At 38.4% G+C, this 18,622-nt stretch carries 17 protein-coding genes and 1 other annotated feature; of the genes, 2 read left to right on the top strand and 15 right to left on the bottom strand.

What is annotated here, in order from left to right; translation table 11 throughout:
* Positions 1-17: 17 nt before the first annotated feature.
* From BK581_RS18995 to BK581_RS18980, 4 genes are all read right to left on the bottom strand, one after another.
* The gene (locus BK581_RS18995; RefSeq protein ID WP_078579648.1) at positions 18-674 is read right to left on the bottom strand and encodes a PspA/IM30 family protein; all 657 of its coding nucleotides are present in this window, start codon (positions 672-674) and stop codon (positions 18-20) included.
* A 13-nt stretch (positions 675-687) separates the two neighbouring features.
* Positions 688-1,029: a lmo0954 family membrane protein gene (locus tag BK581_RS18990; RefSeq protein WP_078579647.1), complete on the bottom strand. Its 342-nt coding sequence runs from the start codon at positions 1,027-1,029 to the stop codon at positions 688-690.
* A gap of 404 nt (positions 1,030-1,433) precedes the next feature.
* The gene (locus BK581_RS18985) at positions 1,434-2,264 is read right to left on the bottom strand and encodes an aminotransferase class IV (protein WP_078579646.1); all 831 of its coding nucleotides are present in this window, start codon (positions 2,262-2,264) and stop codon (positions 1,434-1,436) included.
* Between the two features lie 29 nt (positions 2,265-2,293).
* On the bottom strand, positions 2,294-4,939 hold the full coding sequence (locus BK581_RS18980) for a valine--tRNA ligase (protein ID WP_078579645.1): 2,646 nt from the start codon (positions 4,937-4,939) through the stop codon (positions 2,294-2,296).
* A gap of 136 nt (positions 4,940-5,075) precedes the next feature.
* Positions 5,076-5,344, bottom strand: a binding site (T-box leader).
* Between the two features lie 507 nt (positions 5,345-5,851).
* On the opposite strand from BK581_RS18980, the gene BK581_RS18975 reads away from it, so the two are divergent.
* Positions 5,852-6,073, top strand: coding sequence for a hypothetical protein (locus tag BK581_RS18975; protein WP_095995574.1), 222 nt, complete (start codon positions 5,852-5,854; stop codon positions 6,071-6,073).
* 345 nt (positions 6,074-6,418) lie between these two features.
* Here BK581_RS18975 and ysxE read toward each other — a convergent pair whose 3' ends face one another.
* From ysxE to hemA, 10 genes are all read right to left on the bottom strand, one after another.
* The gene (gene ysxE / locus BK581_RS18970) at positions 6,419-7,432 is read right to left on the bottom strand and encodes a spore coat protein YsxE (protein ID WP_078579644.1); all 1,014 of its coding nucleotides are present in this window, start codon (positions 7,430-7,432) and stop codon (positions 6,419-6,421) included.
* Positions 7,429-8,355 carry a hypothetical protein gene (locus BK581_RS18965; protein WP_078579643.1) on the bottom strand — a complete coding sequence of 309 codons (927 nt, stop codon included), beginning with the start codon at positions 8,353-8,355 and terminating at the stop codon, positions 7,429-7,431. Before BK581_RS18965 ends, ysxE begins: the two co-directional genes overlap by 4 nt.
* A 17-nt stretch (positions 8,356-8,372) precedes the next feature.
* On the bottom strand, positions 8,373-9,536 hold the full coding sequence (spoVID, locus tag BK581_RS18960) for a stage VI sporulation protein D (RefSeq protein WP_169837788.1): 1,164 nt from the start codon (positions 9,534-9,536) through the stop codon (positions 8,373-8,375).
* 312 nt (positions 9,537-9,848) lie between these two features.
* Positions 9,849-10,304, bottom strand: coding sequence for an NUDIX hydrolase (locus tag BK581_RS18955; protein WP_078579641.1), 456 nt, complete (start codon positions 10,302-10,304; stop codon positions 9,849-9,851).
* A gap of 283 nt (positions 10,305-10,587) precedes the next feature.
* Complete coding sequence (hemL, locus tag BK581_RS18950) at positions 10,588-11,880, bottom strand: glutamate-1-semialdehyde 2,1-aminomutase (RefSeq protein ID WP_078579640.1); 1,293 nt, start codon at positions 11,878-11,880, stop codon at positions 10,588-10,590.
* A 15-nt stretch (positions 11,881-11,895) separates the two neighbouring features.
* Positions 11,896-12,879: a porphobilinogen synthase gene (gene hemB, locus BK581_RS18945; protein ID WP_078579639.1), complete on the bottom strand. Its 984-nt coding sequence runs from the start codon at positions 12,877-12,879 to the stop codon at positions 11,896-11,898.
* A 16-nt stretch (positions 12,880-12,895) separates the two neighbouring features.
* On the bottom strand, positions 12,896-13,678 hold the full coding sequence (locus BK581_RS18940; protein WP_078579638.1) for a uroporphyrinogen-III synthase: 783 nt from the start codon (positions 13,676-13,678) through the stop codon (positions 12,896-12,898).
* A 17-nt stretch (positions 13,679-13,695) separates the two neighbouring features.
* Entirely contained in the window at positions 13,696-14,628 is a 933-nt protein-coding gene (gene hemC / locus BK581_RS18935; RefSeq protein WP_078579637.1) for a hydroxymethylbilane synthase, read from the bottom strand.
* Between the two features lie 68 nt (positions 14,629-14,696).
* A complete protein-coding gene (locus tag BK581_RS18930; protein WP_078579636.1) occupies positions 14,697-15,518 on the bottom strand; it encodes a cytochrome C assembly family protein in 822 nt (273 codons plus the stop codon).
* Positions 15,519-15,536: 18 nt separating this feature from the next.
* On the bottom strand, positions 15,537-16,928 hold the full coding sequence (gene hemA, locus BK581_RS18925) for a glutamyl-tRNA reductase (RefSeq protein WP_078579635.1): 1,392 nt from the start codon (positions 16,926-16,928) through the stop codon (positions 15,537-15,539).
* Between the two features lie 304 nt (positions 16,929-17,232).
* On the opposite strand from hemA, the gene BK581_RS18920 reads away from it, so the two are divergent.
* Entirely contained in the window at positions 17,233-17,718 is a 486-nt protein-coding gene (locus tag BK581_RS18920) for a LiaF transmembrane domain-containing protein (protein WP_078579634.1), read from the top strand.
* Positions 17,719-18,035: 317 nt separating this feature from the next.
* Here the strand turns inward: BK581_RS18920 and yihA are convergent, their stop codons facing one another.
* Positions 18,036-18,620 (bottom strand): ribosome biogenesis GTP-binding protein YihA/YsxC, encoded by a 585-nt coding sequence (gene yihA, locus BK581_RS18915; RefSeq protein WP_078579633.1) that lies wholly within the window; start codon positions 18,618-18,620, stop codon positions 18,036-18,038.
* Positions 18,621-18,622: the final 2 nt, after the last annotated feature.

The raw sequence follows: 18,622 nt of genomic DNA, 5'->3' as shown, positions 1-18,622 counted from the left end.
ATGCGCTCCCTCATTTATCATATCACTTTTTCATTCTTCTCGTCTTTGTTTTTGTTATCAGCCATTTCTTTTTCTAATCGGGCAATTTTACTATCTAATGTGTGATGATGATAATCATTCGTCACTTTGGACTCCAAGTTTTCAATATAACGTTCCATTTCAGAAAATTTCAGATAAGATTTATCAGCTGATGAACCTGTTAGTTTATTCATTTCGTATCTAGCTCGAGCTACATTTTCTTTCCCCATTAATTCCATCCGCTTTAAGCGCATATCCTTTAATTTATGTTGCATTTCTTCATATCGTTTTTCTAACGACTCAAGTTGCTTCATCGCTTCGACCTCATTTAATGTCAGCCGTTCTGCTCTGGCAGCATATTCTTCATATTCGTTTAGAGCAAATTCAGCTAGCTCTTTTTCTCCAGCTTTTTCAGCAACTTCAGCTTGGTGCTTTCGTTTATCAGCCATCTCGTCAGCCTCTTTACGTTCCACTGTAAATTCTTCTTTTAATTGGCGTTGACGTTCAATGAGCTTTCTCACCTTCTCAGTCTCTTTTTCACTTTGTCGTAAATAGTGATTTAATGCTTGAATTGGATTATTTTCCTCTTTTTTATCTAAGAGTGAATGTATGTCACTCTCAATGCTATCAAAAATTCTGGTAAAGATATTTGCCATTTTAATCATCTCCTTAAGATTTAGTAATATTAGCCCATTGGTTTTCAAAGTTTGTAAATGGGTCATCATGATTTGCAGAGTGGTCAGGAGCTTTCTCCTTTTTAAACAACTGATACAAGACATACAATGCAACTAGACCTATTAAGCCAAAAACATTAGAAATGGTCATACTCAAAACGATAAGCCCAAGGACAACCCACATCACTTTCGCGCCTGTTGATTGCGCCTTTACAAATTTTTTAAAGATAATATAAAGTAGAAAACCACCTACAACAAACATGATTAACGGCCCTATATTAATTAATAAAATACCTAGAGCAATAATCGCCGCAATAAATAATAAAAAAGTTTTCATTATCATTTCCTCCTCTCACATCTCTTATTTCTATCTTAGCTGGTATCCGATTTCTGTATAACGTCCTACAGATTTATCTTTTATAAGACTGGAGGCGTATATCTGTTATAATGTCCCCTTTTTGTACTTATTCTTATTACCTTATTGGTTGGATAGTAGGAGGCGATGTCAATCAATGAAGTGTCTAAAAACAAGAACTCACGTAGCCCCCCTCTGATCATCCAAAATTCTAGTATGCTACAATATACTTTCTAAAAACAGATACTCTGACAATTGCTCAGTCCTCTTTTTGAGTCACAATTGGCTTCAATTATTTGGTTAGGTACTTCCTTGTATAACCGTAACTTTTTAAGTTATATGACAGAATCTAAAAAAAGCCCCCACTAAGGGAGCTTAAAACATTATTATTTTAATTTTTGAAAATGTTCCTGTAGCTTCGCTGTTATAGGGCGCTCTGTAGGTAATAATTGATTATCCACCTGCTTTACAGGCATTATTTCTAAACTTGTACTCGATAGAAATACTTCATCTGCTTCATATAAGAAATCGAGACTAAAGGGTTCTTCCTTTGTTTCAATATCTAACTCTCCAGCCAAATTGAGTACGATTTTTCGAGTAACCCCGTGAAGAATACCTTTTAACGGTGGATACGTAAATAGTAAACCTTTTTTTACAACAAAAATGTTACTGCTGGATCCTTCTTTAACCGTGTCATTCTCATGATAGATTGCTTCATCACACCCGAACTCCTTTGCTTTTTGTTTAGCGAGAACATTTGGCAGTAGGTTTAATGATTTAATATAGCAATTTTTCCATCTATCATCTTCTGTCGTTAGCACACGAAACCCTTCCATTCTCTTTTTAAAGGAAACCAACCTAGCTTCCTTTACTGTAAGGGCTAAAACTGGAGAGGTTGGTTCAGGAAAATGATGTTGCCTACTATGGATGCCACGGCTAATTTGAAGGTATATTTCTGCTTCATCAATGGCCGATCGTGCTACTGCTTCATGGCAAATGTCAGCGATTTCGTCTAGAGTGTATGGCAAACTGAGTTGAATAGCTGCAGCACTGTTTTCTAGACGTTCTAAATGAGCTTCCAAATAAAATGGTTTTCCGTTATAAACACGAATAACTTCATATACACCATCACCAAACTGATGAGCCCTCTCTTGAATTGGCACAACTTCAGCATCAATAGCAATAAATGAGTCTTTATAAAACGCAATTTCCGCCATTCTCCTTCACCTCTTCCATCCTCATATTATCAATTTTTTAATTCGTTCAATCTTAATTGCACTTTTTCTCGTTGCTCAATGTAATCTTTTTCTTTCGCTTTCTCTTCAGCAACTACTTTTTCAGGAGCTTTACTAATAAACCCTTCATTAGCAAGCTTTTTTTGCACACGCACCACTTCACCATCAAGTCGCTTTAATTCATTATTTAAACGGGTGATTTCCGCATCTAAGTCCAATAGATCTGCCAAAGGCATATAAAGCTCAACACCTGAAAGAACTGAACTCATAGATTTTTCAGGAGCTATCAAGTTCGTAGCTAATTTTAACTCTGATGGGTTACAGAATCGATCAATATAAGCTTTCCCACGTTCAAGCTGCTTCAGAACTTCCTCTGAATCGGCCTTAATGTATAGCGTGATTTCTTTACTCATAGGGACATTTAGCTCTGATCGCGTATTTCTAATTGAACGAATAATATCTTGAAGAAGCTGCATATCCTTCATACCTTGTTCATTCATTAAAGTATCGTCTTTTACCGGCCATGATGCCACAGTGATGGATTCTCCTTCATGTGGTAAATGTTGCCACACCTCTTCTGTAATGAATGGCATAAATGGATGAAGTAAACGCATTGTTTGGTCAAGCACATATGCTAATACAGAACGAGTCATCTGTTTAGCTTCTCCATCTTCCCCGTTCAATGGTAATTTAGCCATTTCTATATACCAGTCACAAAAATCATCCCAAATGAAATTATAGAGTGCTCGTCCAACTTCACCAAATTCATAAGTGTCAATAAATTTCGTCACATGTTCAATCGTCATCTGTAGCTTTGTTAATATCCATTGATCAGCAATCGATTTTTTACCTGTTAAATCTATATTCTCATATTTTAGCCCATCCATATTCATCAGAGCAAAACGTGAGGCATTCCAAATTTTATTCCCGAAGTTCCAGTTAGCCTCCACTTTTTCCCAATAAAATCGTAAGTCATTACCTGGCGAACTTCCTGTACTTAAGAAAAATCTAAGAGCATCAGCACCATACTTATCAATAACGTCCATAGGATCGACGCCATTCCCTAGTGACTTGCTCATCTTTCGCCCTTCCGCATCTCGCACAAGTCCATGGATCAAGACGTCTTTGAACGGACGTTGACCTGTAAAATGCTGTCCTTGAAAAATCATGCGAGCTACCCAAAAATAAATAATGTCATACCCTGTAACAAGAGCATCCGTTGAATAGTATCGCTTGTAGTCAGCTGCTTCGTTATCCGGCCATCCCATTGTAGAAAAAGGCCATAAGGCAGAACTGAACCACGTATCAAGTACATCTTCGTCTTGCTGCCAATTCTCAATGTCGTCCGGTTCTTTCCTTCCCACATAAATTTCTCCCGTTTCTTTATGAAACCAAGCTGGGATACGATGTCCCCACCATAGTTGTCTTGAGATACACCAATCTCTAATATTTTCAATCCAATGCATATAGGTTTTTTCAAACCTGTCCGGAACAAAATTAACTTTCCCATCTTTCTGCTGAAGTTTGATAGCTTCTTCTGCTAATGGTCCCATCTTGACAAACCATTGAGTAGACAAATAAGGTTCTACCACAGCATCACTCCGTTCAGAGTGTCCAACACTATGAGTATGTTCTTCAATTTTAAATAGTATGCCTTCGTCTTGAAGATCTTTTACGATTTGCTTACGGCATTGAAAACGATCAAGCCCCTTATACTTTCCTGCATTCTCATTCATTGTTCCTGATTCATCCATCACCAAGATCCGCTCTAAATTATGGCGATTCCCAATTTCAAAGTCATTTGGATCATGGGCAGGTGTAATTTTAACAGCTCCCGAGCCAAATTCCATATCCACGTAATCATCTGCTACGATCTCTATTTCACGGCCAACGATAGGTAAGATGGCTTTTTTGCCAATTAAGTGACGATATCTTTCATCATTTGGATGGACAGCAACTGCTGTATCTCCTAGCATCGTTTCCGGTCTTGTCGTAGCTACTTCAATATGACCATCTCCGTCTGCTAATGGATATTTCATATGATAGAATGCCCCTTGAACATCCTTATAAATGACTTCAATATCAGATAAAGCTGTTTTCGTTTGAGGGTCCCAGTTAATGATATACTCTCCTCGGTAGATAAGCCCTTCTTCATACAAGCGTACAAACACTTCTCGAACAGCTTGTGACAAACCATCGTCTAACGTAAACCGTTCACGAGAGTAATCGAGAGATAGACCAAGCTTAGCCCATTGTTCTCTAATAAAATCCGCATACTCTTCCTTCCATTCCCATGATTTTTCAAGGAATTTTTCACGGCCGAGGTCGTGTCGAGATAGTCCTTGTTCTCTTAGCTTCCCTTCTACCTTAGCTTGAGTCGCAATTCCTGCATGATCCATTCCAGGGAGCCAAAGTGCATCGTAGCCTTGCATACGTTTCACACGAATTAAAATGTCCTGTAGTGTTGTATCCCACGCATGCCCTAAATGAAGTCGCCCTGTCACATTTGGTGGCGGAATCACAATCGTATACGGTTGTTTTGTCTCATCCCCTGTTGCTTCAAAAAATTTACCATTGACCCAGTATGGGTACCATTTAGCCTCTGTTGCCTGTGGATCGTATTTCGGTGGCATCGTCGTGTTAGGTTTTTCTGACATGTTAACACCTTCCTTAATTTATTGTTAGTTGCATGCATTATTACTTAGTTGCTTCAAACCGTTAAACAAACATGGTATTTAACTTTAAGTGTTGTTTTTATTCACCATTTAAGAAATCACAAAAAACCCCCACTCGTCAAAGGACGAAGGGAGTTAAATTCCTCGCGGTACCACCTTTGTTTACAGGAAACACATGCTTAAACTAGTGCATATGCTTTCTGTACACTTAAATGCGTTAACGGCGCTTGCCGGTGATAACTAGTGAGTAAATCGTTCTACCTTTCATCATCACAACTCCAGGGCGACCTTCCATCTTTACATCCGGGAATACCTTTCAGCAGCAACAAATGCTGATATTCCTCTCTGGCGGGTTCAAGACGTACTCTTCCCTCTCAACATTTTAATTAATTATCTTGTATATCCGTATTTTACCTTGACTTTGAATCATAATCAATAGCAAAGTTCTCTTCTTCACTTTCATCCTTCATAATGGTAATCCACTCTTGCGCCTATTGCTTATTATATTGAAGTGCTTAAGGATATATAACATTTTTATAGCAGCAAATGTTGCGGCTCAATAGTTATAATATTGGTTTGACCTTGCGTTGTCATTTCATTTGTCAATAAGACAAAGCCAGCAGCATAAGCCTTAATTATAGAAAGAGTAGCATCAGTTGAGAGGTATTTTGACTTCTCCAACTAAAAATGGCTGTAACTTAGCAGCATGACAACGTTTTTTAAACAATAGGCTAGAGAAGGGACTTATGTAGAGTTTATTGAGCGATAACGTTTAGTATCGTCCCCCTTTTTCCTACCATTTAATCATAACGTCAATTTTATCCTAATTAACCTAGACACTGTTTCCTAACCATGTGCATAGATTATCTTAACTCGTGTGAAAGAGGTGTATGTATGAGGCGGTTTACTCATCATAAAATAGCCAAATCTATGAAACGGCGAGCTGAAAAATCAAAACTTCATTGGCGTTTAAGAAAAATCATCGATATGTTTCATCAATTGCTATTACCCCTTATTATTTTTCAACTCATTCGCACACTTTTTTTGCCAACTACCTTAGATGTCATTTTATTAACAGTGTTTGTAGCACTTTATATTATTTACTGGATGCCTTAACTAACCTCTCTCAGTCACTTTTTAACAAGAAAAACACAGACAAGCCTTTCTCAAAGTTTTTATACTATGAAATAGGTGCCACCATTTCTTCTATAGTTTGTAACGATGATTCATCTTTAAATGTAAAGATAATATAAATGCATCTTTTGGCCCTTTTTTAAAACTTAAAGGAGTTAACGACGATTAACCCCTAATAAATTTTTGCACGCAATCCTACTGTAAACATAACATCAGATGTTTAAAATAGCTCTCACATAGGTGAGAGCCATTTCTAATCACTGGGTTATACACTCGTCGTGTCCTTTTTTTATATACGATGAAACTTGACTAATACTTCGTTTTACCTTAAGACGGCTTAGATATCGAGTTTACAAATCGAAAAATGCGTTTCATCGTGAGCAAGCGCCTTTCCAGTTGCATAACGAGGTGCATTTCAGACTTTTGCCTTGAGGGTGATTTAAAGTGATCTACCATTTGATAAATATTTTCTGGAAAAAGCAAATAGCTCATAAACAAATACTTCTCATCATCAAAAAACGCAAAATGTTTTTCATATATGCTAAGCCAATGTTTTCCATCGTGCTCATCCCAAGGACGAACTTGAAAAAGATGGCGAAATAGTAAGGCAGTGTCTCTTGCAGGGGTATCTTGTACGGCTCTCTCAAAATTAATGAAGTACGCTGTTCCGTATTCATCGAAACAGGCATGAGAACGATTTGGTCGTCCATGGCACAAGACGGTTCGTTGATGTTTTTTATCTTTTGCAGTATCAAGCCATTTCTCCAAATACTTCTCAGCCTCAGCGGCCACTTGTTTCGTTCGTTCAAAATGTGTTAATAGCGTCAGTTCAAAAGGGGAATAGTAAGTATGCTTTTCCATCTCATCTATATACTTTTCCATTTCTAGTTTTCGTAAATCCCATCTTTCCTTCAATTGCTGAAACGATTTCTCTAAAGGTTGTGCTTCTGTGTCCCTTGACCTCTCTGTTAAACCATGAAGCTTTGCTAGTTCTTCCAATAATGCTTCTTCAGGGTCGGAGCCATGGCGAAACGTGTGGTGATCTTCATACCATGGCATTAAATAATAGATAAATTGACCGTCAAATACAGTATAGTCACCATATTTAGTCGGTAAAACAGGTACAAAAAAAGGAAAATCGATTCTTTCCAACTTACGCATAACATGTACAAACCATTCAGCCTGCTCTTGTGTCATAGTTGTCCTTTTTAAGGCGAATGTTCCATAATGAGTAACCAGTTTATGAACATTACCTTTAGATGTGATGTGAGTAGGCTGTAAATCATAGTGAAACAAAACAGGCCCCATTGTTTTCAAAAATTGTGACTCATTCTTATTCATTGTACAACCTTCTCTCTAACATCTTGTAACCAATCTACCATCGTTTCACATACTCGTTTATTTGTATCCCACTCTGTCACTAAATCATTCAATTGGGCCTTTTCCTGACCGGGTGTTATATCCGTTTCTTGCATTAACCGATTAATAAATTTAATCATTTCGTAAGGATAGACGATATGTGCTAATAATAAGGTGCCTCTGTCCTTATTCAATGGGAAAGTCCTGTTCAAACCATTCAAAAGTAAATAAAGTGAGTCCCCTCGATTTTCCCATTCTCCCAAGCACCGCCGCAATACTTTATAGGGTGAAGTACTTTTTTTCTCATTATTTTCCCAGAATAATTCGCCATGTACCAATTTCGCTTGTGCTAAAGTATAAATTGAAACAACCTCATTAGGTGTGTCAGTTAACTCGTGACGCTTTAGGAAGCTTGCAACTCTTTCTAGCCGCGTTAATGCCTCCTTTTTTAATTTGTCCACTAGTTTATATGACACAGAGCGTACAGGGAGCGATTGAACAAGCCGCTCCCTGTCTAAAGAGATATTTTCATCATTAAGAGGGAGGGATCCACTGCTCATTGTGTACCTGTATGGCATAGTGATATAGTGACCTAAAAAAGCACCGATTTTATTTGGGTGGTTCCATACTGGATAAAGGTCCTCCACCATATCATGTAGTGTAATCCAACCAGCTCCCGTGGAGATTGCTTTTTCGCCATTAGAAGTCTGAATCATTCTATCTGTTAAAACACCTGTTTGTTTAGTCAGTTCTTCCCGCCATGTAATTTGAGCTTGTAGCATATGCTCATCAGGCCAAAATTTTAGGCATTTCTTTCCTTTATTAGTATCAATGATGCGGCCTTCATCTACCCAGCGTAAGTGCTGAAAAGGATAGCTTTCTTCAATATGGTCTAATTCAATCATTCCTTTGCCTCCTCCCTCTATTCTAATGAGGATGATTGCTTTACAGGAATGTATAGAATTTGTCCCTCACTAACGTCTTCATCTTTTAGGCGATTCATTCTTATTAACTGACTAGGCTGTATTCTGTAACGGTCTGCTATCGTTTCTAAAGATTCACCACTTTGGACAATACACATTCTTAACTTCGAATAGGCTTCCTGATCGCCTGCTAACATTTTCGTTAAATAAAGGGCATTTTCTTTTTCAGGCTCTTCTATTTCATCTCTACCGACTGCGTCGGTCTTTTCATCCTTTTCAGGCTTTTCAAGCTCTTGATGCTCTATTGTCTCCTTCTGCTGTTGAGTCTCGGTAACGTCTTCACGAGAAGGAGAAGTTTGACTTTCATATGCTTCCTTGGAATTATAAGAAGACTCCTCTTCACTCGCTTGTATGGCGCTATCTGTAACTACTTTCTCTGGATTAACTGTTTCTTGTGTTATTCGGTCACTTTCTGTTTTTGGTGAAGCAGCTTTTAATGTGTAGTGGGGGGACTCATTTACTTCTTCATTATTTTCATCCAAAGAGTCTCGCTCATTTTCAACGTCACCAGCTTCTCCCTCCGTTACTCCCCTATCTTCACCGTGAACGTCGTGTTCCTTTTCATCATTTGTTGGCTCAGCATCGACCTGTTCAAATGAAAACGACCGCTCATCAAGAAGTTCTTCTGTTTCCACCTCTTCAGGAAGATCTTCTTCCTCCGATCTGACGCCTTCAATCGATAGCTCCGCACTAATTTCTAAAAAACCTCGCTCAGGTATATGATAATCAAATGTATCTACCTTCACGGCCAACTCCGATAAGTCCTTAATCCGTTCTCTTGGAATCGTGATATCTAGTGGAAACTGATGATGCATGTGTCCTGTGCCTTCGTCTGAAAAAGAAATCTCTTCTACAGATCGGAAAGGCATGCCCGTGAGATCTTCCCCCTCAGTATGAGAGCTATTACTATCAGCTTCTTTACTCACTCTGTACTCACCAGTCAAGTTAAGAACCCCGTGAACGCTTACTTCTTCACCATTTTCACTTATAGATATATCCGGTTCAAGCTCCAATGACATGAGTCCGTCTGCTTCATACCCTCGCTCAAGCCAAATTCCTTCTTTCATGGAAAAAGACAGCGATGACGTTCCTTCATTTGTCAATGTAATTCCTCCTCTTCTCCGCGATCTATTGACCATCGATGTCATAAGACAATCTCTTGTTGTCCATTTCTAAAAAACACCGGGACTATACGATACACTTCTATGAAAATAGAGAAGGAATTATGCCTAAGCAGTTTCTTCAAAATATAATACATATACTCTACTTCACGTGACTATCATAAAACGAATCATCATTCAGTAGGCACTTTCCTCCCAATCCCACTGATTGATAGTTGCGTCAATCAGGACATGAGAGTCCGTTGTCTCCCACCAAATAGACTTATCTCTGGTCTCTATTTTGAGGCGGGCGTTTTACGGACGGTTATTTGTATAAAATAAATTTAAAAATCTTTTATGGGAAGGTCTTATTTTTTCCGGGAGTGATAAAAACGAAAAAAACTGTAAATCTAACGTCTCCTCATCTTCTATGGATAATTCCCCGACAAAATTCGACGTATAAAAAAGGACTGTCACTGCAAAATAAGGATCACCATTCGGAGCTTCCACATAATACTCTTTTCCAGAATAGATATCATACTTATGTAAATGCTCTAGTTCGATTAGTAATCCTGTTTCTTCCTTAACTTCTCTCTGAGCCGTCTCTTCGAAGCTTTCTCCTATTTCCATCAAACCACCAGGAAGGCCCCATTCACCTTCAACCCGTTTTTGCAGCAATACCTTATCTCCTTTTTTTATAATAACCGCTGCTCCCGGTAAGATAAGTGTCTCTTTACCTACATATGCTCGTAACATCTCATAATAACTCATAAAATTTGCCACTCTCCTTATTATTATCTTATCTCTATTAAAATTAATTGAGCCAACTTTTTGAGATTGATCATTTCTCTTATATTCAAACCAATTATAAGTTATATCAAATGTCCACTAAAACCTAACATTTGTAGCAATAGCCAAGCCTTTTAAAATGACGATTTCATCCACTACTATTAATATAATGCGATAACATAGAGTTAAGAGAGACGCGTCATATACTTAAATAAAAGAAGCGCCTTACCATATATTGCCTTTCAGCCAGGTAAGGCGCTTTATTCTATGACATTTGTCGAATGGTAGCAAACGCTCTCTCAGCAGCAGTAATCGTTTTATCAATATCTTCCTTCGTATGTTTAGTTGAGAGGAACATGCCTTCAAACTGTGACGGAGGTAACGATATTCCGTGTTCCAACATCAGTTTAAAATAGTGTTTAAACATTGTTAAATCAGACGATGAGGCCGTTTCAAAATTGAGCACTTTTTCGTTGGTCAAGAAGAAACCAACCATCGAGCCTGCTCTCGTGACATAATGAGGAATATTATACGTTTTAGCCGCATTCGCTAACCCCTTAGCTAACCGGTCCCCAATTTTATCAAAATGCTTGTAACTTTCGGGGGTCAACTGCCGTAACGTTTCATAGCCAGCTGTCATAGCTAATGGATTTCCTGATAATGTGCCTGCTTGATAAATATCACCAGCCGGGGCAATCCGCTCCATGATCTCTCTTTTCCCACCAAACGCTCCCACAGGCAATCCTCCACCTATCACTTTTCCTAAACACGTTAGATCAGGCGTGACGCCCAGTTCTCCTTGAGCACAATTGTAGCCTACGCGGAACCCTGTCATGACTTCATCAAAAATCATGAGACTTCCGTACTCTTCCGTTACCGAGCGAACACCTTCTAAGAAGCCAGGTTCAGGTTTGACTACTCCCATATTTCCTGCTACAGGTTCTAAAATCACAGCAGCAATGTCTTCACCAAAATTTTTAAAAGCCAGTTTCAAGCTTTCTATGTCATTATACGGAACCGTTAAAGTATTTGAAGCAACAGACTCAGGGACACCTGGGCTATCAGGCAATCCCAAAGTGGCAACCCCTGAACCTGCTTTAATAAGCAGAGAATCTCCGTGTCCATGATAACAACCTTCAAATTTCACTATTTTATTTCTGCCTGTAAACCCTCTGGCAAGTCTTAATGCACTCATCGTCGCCTCTGTACCAGAATTAACCATTCTCACAACTTCAATGGAAGGTACACGCTCAATCACCAGTTCTGCCAACTTCGTTTCCATCAAATGTGGTGCACCAAAGCTTGTCCCTTTTTCAGCCGTTTCTTTTAATGCTTTAACAACCTGATCATCTGCATGACCATGGACGAGTGGTCCCCATGACAAAACATAATCAATATATTTATTGCCATCAAGGTCCCAAATGTGAGCCCCTTTCCCTTTCTCCATATAGACGGGATCCATATCGACAGATTTAAAGGCACGAACCGGGCTATTTACCCCTCCTGGCATTAGTTTCTTGGCTTTCTTAAACGCATCAACAGAACGATTAAACGTCATCCTACATCCACCTTTCTATTCCCTTTCATCGAGCCAGTTAGCGACATCCTTTGCAAAGTAAGTCAAAATCAAGTCTGCCCCCGCTCGTTTCATACTTGTCATTTTCTCCATAACAACAGCCTTTTCATCAATCCAACCATTTTGCGCTGCTGCTTTAATCATGGCATACTCCCCACTAACATTATATGCCACAACCGGAACTTGTTGGCGTTCTTTAATATCTCGTACAATATCTAAGTAAGCAAGAGCTGGCTTCACGATTAAAAAATCAGCTCCTTCATCAACGTCTGATTGTGCTTCTCGAAATGCTTCACGTCGATTCGCTGGATCCATTTGATACGTTTTACGGTCTCCAGATGCAGGCGAACTATGGGCTGCGTCACGAAATGGGCCATAAAAAGCCGACGCATATTTTACGGCATAGCTCATGACTGGTACGTGATGAAAACCTGCTACATCTAACCCTTGACGAATTGCGGCCACAAAACCATCCATCATATTAGACGGAGCAATAATATCTGCCCCGGCTTCTGCTTGTGACACAGCTGTTTTAACTAAAAGTTCTAACGATTCATCGTTTAATATATTGCCATCTTTTATAACCCCACAATGCCCATGATCCGTAAATTGACATAGACACGTATCAGCGATAACCGTTAGATCTGGAAAATCAGCTTTAATTTTTTGTATAGCCCGTTGAACGATCCCTTTAGCATCATAAGCACATGACCCTACACTGTCCTTATGATCAGGTATACCAAATAAAATGATCGTTTTTATCCCCTTACTAACAGCATCGCGTACTTCTTCAGTGACGAGATCTAAAGACCATTGGTAAACCCCTGGCATTGAAGAAACGCTATTCTTAATATTTTCACCTTCTAGTACGAAAAGCGGATAGATCAGATCTTCTTTTAATACATACGTTTCTCTAACGATCGCCCGCATCGTCGGCGTCGTTCTCAATCGCCGGTGCCGACGAAATGTCACACCATCCATGACACTATTCCTCCTTTTAAAACTGCTTACTATTTTTTTTAATCGTTGCCACCAATCCTTCTGACGTAAATGTTTCTGGCATCATAATTTTTTTAACACCATAGCGTTGGAGAGCTTTTTTCGTTATGTTCCCAATCACTGCAAACATTAATGATTCTTTCAATAATTTATGTAAATCGCAGGATACTTGGTCAAATAAGGCTTTAACAGCTGAAGGACTCGTAAGTATAATAACATCTATTTGCCTATATTTAAGAAGATGATGGAGTTGCTCAATATGGGCTTTATTGGATATTGTCCTGTAGACGATCATTTCAAAAACACGTCTTCCTGCTACTTGGAGCCCACTACTTAAAACCGGGCGTGCTTGTTGGCTTCTCGGATAAAAAAAGGAAGCCGTCTCGTCTGTTTTAGCAATCAATGCATCCCTTAAATACTCTGCATTAAATACAGTGGGAATGACATCTACTCCGTAACCTGCTTCTTGGACACATTTGGCCGTTTTTTTTCCTACGACCGCCACCTTTTTATTTAGCATGATACTCTCGGGGGAATAGCCAGCCTCTTGAACTGCGTGTAGAAAAAAAGTAAAGCTATTCACACTCGTAAAAATGATCCAGTTGCACTTGTGTATATATTCCAATTCTTTCTGTAACCGCAATTTATCTTCTGGTGGTTTAAGTAAAATAAGAGGGAGTTCGTAAACTCTTCCTCCCTCCTGTTCAATTGCCTTTGAAAGGTCCTGCGCTTGATGAGGAGGCCTTGTATTCAACACAGTTATTCCTTCAAGTGACTGCATACGCCCTCCTCCCTCAACTAATGATCTAATTCTGCTTTCACTTGGTCGAGCAATTCCTTTGCCCCTTCATTCATCATCTTTTCAGCTACTTGTTTACCAATTTTCTCAGGATCATGTCCTACAATTGTTTCCTTAAATACCGTTTTGCCATCTGGAGAAGCAACTAGTGCAGTTAACTTTACTTGACCATCCTCTTCCAGAGTAGCATAACCTGCTACAGGGACTTGGCAGCCTCCTTCAACCGTATGAAGAAACGCCCTTTCAGCTGTCACTGTCCGCTCAGTATCGGGATCATTGATTTTATTTAACAATTCAATAAGCTCTTTATCATCCTCACGGCATTCAATACCTAATGCCCCTTGGCCCACTGCCGGAAGAGAAATGCTTGGGTCAAGAAATTCAGTGACGATCTCTTCTGTCCAACCAACTCTTTCTAAACCAGCTGCGGCTAAAATAATAGCATCAAACTCTTCTTCACGACACTTTCTTAAACGTGTATCTATATTTCCCCTAATCCACTGAATGTTTAAATCTGGTCGCTTAGCTAACACTTGAGCACTTCGGCGTAAACTGCTAGTGCCAACAATAGAACCGCCTGGGAGCTCCATTAAAGATTGTCCACTGTTTGAAATAAAGGCATCTCTTGGATCAACTCGTTTTGGTATGGCTCCGATTGTTAAACCTTCCGCCATTTCAGATGGTAGATCTTTCATGCTATGAACAGCTATATCAATTTCACCATCATACATTGCCTTCTCTATTTCTTTAACGAAAAGTCCTTTTCCTCCTACTTTAGATAAGGTGACATCAAGAATTTTATCCCCTTTTGTCTCAATTTCTTTAATCTCAAACTCAAAAGGTAACTGTAATTGATTTAATTCATTAATTACCCATTTTGTTTGCGTCATCGCTAAATTACTTCGTCTTGAACCTATGACTACTTTTCTCATTATAGACCTCCATTAACGCCATAACTATCGTTTCTTATAATACTATTTAATCACAAATTACCGTTTGATTACCAAATGTGAAATTGTGAAAATGAACTTGAAAGGAAATAATTAATTAATAATACTAAGAAAGCGGCTATATTTAAAAGTGTAAGACCATAACCTCTTTTTTGCTTGACTTTGTATTGAAAAAGGTAAAATCCATACATCGCTAACAAGAGAAAGGAACTTAACACCTTAATATCATTCCATGGAAAAGTAGCCAGTTCAGTCCAACCCCAAATAACGCCTAAAATTAAACCAACGAGCATAAATGGGAAGCCAAACAATGCCGACTGAAATGACCGTTTCTCTAATAGCGATAAATTTCCTATTCTAGACATTTTGTCACTCCATCGTTTCTTCTTAAGCATATGATGTTGAAAATAATAAAGCATTGCAAATGAAAAGCTAAGAGTGAATAAGCCGTATGCAAAAAGTAACATAACAACGTGAATAATAAGGAGTTCTAGTATAAATAAATCAGCAAATTCAGCTGAAACATCCCCAGCAGGTGCGAAGAGACTTATCGTCAAAATAGAAAAACCAACAAGATTGACGACAAAGACTAAAAAATCCATTTTGTAAACCTTATTTATAATGAGTGAGAATGTGACAAGAATCCAAGAATAAAAAAACATCCCCTCAAAAATGGTCATGATTGGTAAACGGCTGTATTCCAGTGCTCTTAGTAATAAAAATATGAGTTGCAAAATCCAGACAATAGAAAGCAACCAGAAGGCAATCCGATTCACCTTCTGGTTGTTTTGAATGAAATCAATAAAGTACCCGGACACGCTCATACAATAAAAAACAATAATAAAAATATATAACAGATGCAAGCCTAGCATCGATGATTCCCCCTCTCTCTAGTAAGAGCGGGCAACGGTATGACTTTGCTGACCAGCCAATTTTGACTTACGTTTTTCTATATTCCACTCGCGTTCAAGTTTATTAATTTGGATATTACAGGATAACGTTGCTTCCTGTTCAGTTAAATGATCTTCTAAAGCAAACACTTTCGTCATATAAGACAATAATTCATCTGAATTTTCTTCTCCTGGTACTTCTTTTAATGCTGTAATAGGATCACGAAGAAGTTGATTTATAATACTTTTCATATGCTTTCTAATCACTTTCTTTTCACGTTCAGATAAGCTTGACAGTTTTCTCTCAAGACTTTCCATTGTGTCAGCTTGAATAGAAGTGGCTTTTTCACGAAGTGCCGTTATAATAGGTACCACACCTAACGTATCTAGCCACTGACTAAAGCCTATCAGCTCTTCTTCAACCATGAGTTCGATTTTTTCGGCTTCCCGTTTTCGCTCTTCTAAGTTCGCAGCGACAATGCCTTGTAAGTCATCGATATCGTATAAATACACATTATCAAGATCAGCAAGTTCGGGGTCGAGGTCTCTTGGAACAGCTATATCCACAAGAAATAGTGGTCGTCCATTACGCCTCTTAACTAAGTCAAGGACGTCTTTCTTTGTAATTACATAATTTTTTGATCCCGTAGAACTAATCATAATATCTGTTGCTTCTAGTGATTGATCGAGCTGACTCATATCTTTTGCACGACCAACAAATCTCTCTGCTAGTTCTTCTGCCTTTTGTTTTGTTCTATTAATCACTGTGATATCATTCACCCCATTAGAGGACAAATGTTTCGCAGTTAATTCACCCATTTTTCCGGCTCCCATAAGAAGCACTTTTTTATCAGTGAAATCACCAAAGATTTTCTTGCCCAATTCGACTGCTGCATAACTTACGGAGACAGCATTTTCACCGATAGCTGTTTCTGAATGGGCACGTTTTGCTAATGTGACGGCTTGCTTAAATAGCTGATTGAAAATAGTTCCAGTTGTGTCCTGTTTCTGTGCGGCTAAAAAGCTTGATCTTACTTGACCAAGAATTTGTGTTTCACCAAGGATCATCGAGTCAAGCCCACAAACTACACGAAAGAGATGTTCAATGGCATGCTCGTCTTCACGAACCTGTAAATAGTGGCTGAACTCTTCCTTAGGAATACCAAACCATTCAGAAAGAAATACCTTTGTATAATAGCGCCCCGTGTGCAATTGGTCTGCAACAACATAAAGTTCCGTACGATTACAAGTAGAGATCACGACATTCTCCAAGATGCTTTTAGACTGACGAAGCTTAACTAAAGCTTCATCTAAATCATCTTGAAATGAAAATTTCTCTCGTATTTCTACTGGAGTTGTTTTATAATTCAAACTGATAACTAGGATGTGCATCGTGTCATCCCCCCTTGACTTCAAACCGACATCCATTTTACATTGAAAAATGAATTATGACAAATATTTTACATGCTTGTTCATCCTTATTAATAATAACCTATATTAGATTATAACATTTTTAATCAAAGAATAATAAAAACTTGTTTTGTCTATTTATGAATTTTCTGTGAACACTCGTACATATACACTATACCTTCTCTACTTAAACTAAAGAAGTAATTTTTGTTAGCATTTCCAATAAAAATATTTTTAATCTTATCATTTTGTATGATCTTATCCATTAGCTTAGGAGTGACTATCTATGAAGTCTCATCGTGTTCTACCCGGTATTATTCTTGTTATCATGGGCATTTATTTATTAGTTAACCAGTTTAGTATTGACGTTCCGTATAAAGATATTTTGTTTCAATGGCCGTCGTTTCTCACCCTTATCGGACTGATACTAGCATGGCAAGGTTTATCAAATAAAGAAGAGGCAAAACTTTTTTCAGGTGTTGTATCACTCGGCTTAGGTATCTTCTTTCACGGCGTCCATACGTTCAACGCGTGGGAGTATGAATGGCCTTATATTACCCTTATTGTAGCAATTGCTTTTTTACTAAAATATGGCGTGCATAGACGCGATGGCATCTCACCCGGTTTAATTTTACTCCTTGTTTCGGTAGTTGCTATTTTTTACGACACCATTACATTATGGCTAAATACTTTGTATGGAGGCTTTAGTAACCTTCTACCTTTTATCTTAATTGTGATAGGCATCTATCTTTTATTTATTCGCAGAAAGTAATAGATTTTTTCTCTATACTTCGTTTAACAATAACGAGTACATCTATTATATAGAGTAACGAAAATTGCGCTGTAATGAAAGGGCTTATTTTAACCATTTTCAGTAAAACTCACATATGTTGGCTCGGTTTTCCACGTGCATCAGTGTTTTGGCCCATTTTAGTTTATTTTAAGTCTTAAGCAAAACAAAAGGACTTGTCCTCCCTAGACAAGTCCTTGCTATCGTTTATTTATACTGACTTAACTTTTAACATTTATACAAATACTAGTTACTTAGTTTACTAATAAACCATTCTTACACGACTGAAAGGGGTTTTCTTAAAACAACAGACGGGTGATTTCTTTCCATGCACGGTCTTTACCATAAGCTGTCTCTGATGAAAAAAGTATGACAGGGTCTTCATCATGGAGATTCAGCTCTTTCTTGATGTTACTCACATGCTTATCCCATTTCCCTTTCGGTATTTTGTCTACTTTTGTTGCCACAATAATGACAGGAAGTTCATGATACTTTAACCAATCATACATCATAATATCATCTTCCGTAGGCTTATGCCTAGCATCTACCAGCTGGATAACTCCTTTAAGTTGTTCACGATGAGTGAAATAACTTTCCATCACCCGGCCCCATGCCTCGCGTTCTTTTTTTGATACTTTGGCATAACCGTAGCCTGGAACATCTACAAAATGAAATCGGTCATTTAAAAAATAAAAGTTCAACGTTTGCGTTTTACCGGGTTTTTGGGACGTCCGGGCTAACCCTTTTCTAGCTAGTAACGTATTAATAAATGACGATTTCCCAACATTTGAACGTCCTGAGAGGGCCACTTCTGGGAATGGCCCTCCAGGAAATTGGTGATCTTTGGCGGCGCTAATAATTAATTCTGCGCTAGTAATTTTCATGT

The sequence above is a fragment of the Salipaludibacillus agaradhaerens genome (genome assembly GCF_002019735.1).
Lineage (GTDB): Bacteria > Bacillota > Bacilli > Bacillales > Salisediminibacteriaceae > Salipaludibacillus > Salipaludibacillus agaradhaerens.
Note: the sequence above shows the minus strand (reverse complement) of the source record. Positions and strands in the feature narration are given on the sequence as shown.

Coding starts and splice junctions, on each gene's coding strand:
- hemB (WP_078579639.1), bottom strand. CDS start 12,879: ATGGATGGTGTGACATTTCGTCGGCACCGGCGATTGAGAACGACGCCG.
- ysxE (WP_078579644.1), bottom strand. CDS start 7,432: ATGAATAAGAATGAGTCACAATTTTTGAAAACAATGGGGCCTGTTTTG.
- hemL (WP_078579640.1), bottom strand. CDS start 11,880: ATGACGTTTAATCGTTCTGTTGATGCGTTTAAGAAAGCCAAGAAACTA.
- BK581_RS18975 (WP_095995574.1), top strand. CDS start 5,852: ATGAGGCGGTTTACTCATCATAAAATAGCCAAATCTATGAAACGGCGA.
- BK581_RS18920 (WP_078579634.1), top strand. CDS start 17,233: ATGAAGTCTCATCGTGTTCTACCCGGTATTATTCTTGTTATCATGGGC.
- BK581_RS18990 (WP_078579647.1), bottom strand. CDS start 1,029: ATGAAAACTTTTTTATTATTTATTGCGGCGATTATTGCTCTAGGTATT.
- BK581_RS18995 (WP_078579648.1), bottom strand. CDS start 674: ATGGCAAATATCTTTACCAGAATTTTTGATAGCATTGAGAGTGACATA.
- BK581_RS18930 (WP_078579636.1), bottom strand. CDS start 15,518: ATGCTAGGCTTGCATCTGTTATATATTTTTATTATTGTTTTTTATTGT.
- BK581_RS18965 (WP_078579643.1), bottom strand. CDS start 8,355: ATGATTGAATTAGACCATATTGAAGAAAGCTATCCTTTTCAGCACTTA.
- BK581_RS18985 (WP_078579646.1), bottom strand. CDS start 2,264: ATGGCGGAAATTGCGTTTTATAAAGACTCATTTATTGCTATTGATGCT.
- hemC (WP_078579637.1), bottom strand. CDS start 14,628: ATGAGAAAAGTAGTCATAGGTTCAAGACGAAGTAATTTAGCGATGACG.
- hemA (WP_078579635.1), bottom strand. CDS start 16,928: ATGCACATCCTAGTTATCAGTTTGAATTATAAAACAACTCCAGTAGAA.
- BK581_RS18940 (WP_078579638.1), bottom strand. CDS start 13,678: ATGCAGTCACTTGAAGGAATAACTGTGTTGAATACAAGGCCTCCTCAT.
- BK581_RS18980 (WP_078579645.1), bottom strand. CDS start 4,939: ATGTCAGAAAAACCTAACACGACGATGCCACCGAAATACGATCCACAG.
- yihA (WP_078579633.1), bottom strand. CDS start 18,620: ATGAAAATTACTAGCGCAGAATTAATTATTAGCGCCGCCAAAGATCAC.
- BK581_RS18955 (WP_078579641.1), bottom strand. CDS start 10,304: ATGAGTTATTATGAGATGTTACGAGCATATGTAGGTAAAGAGACACTT.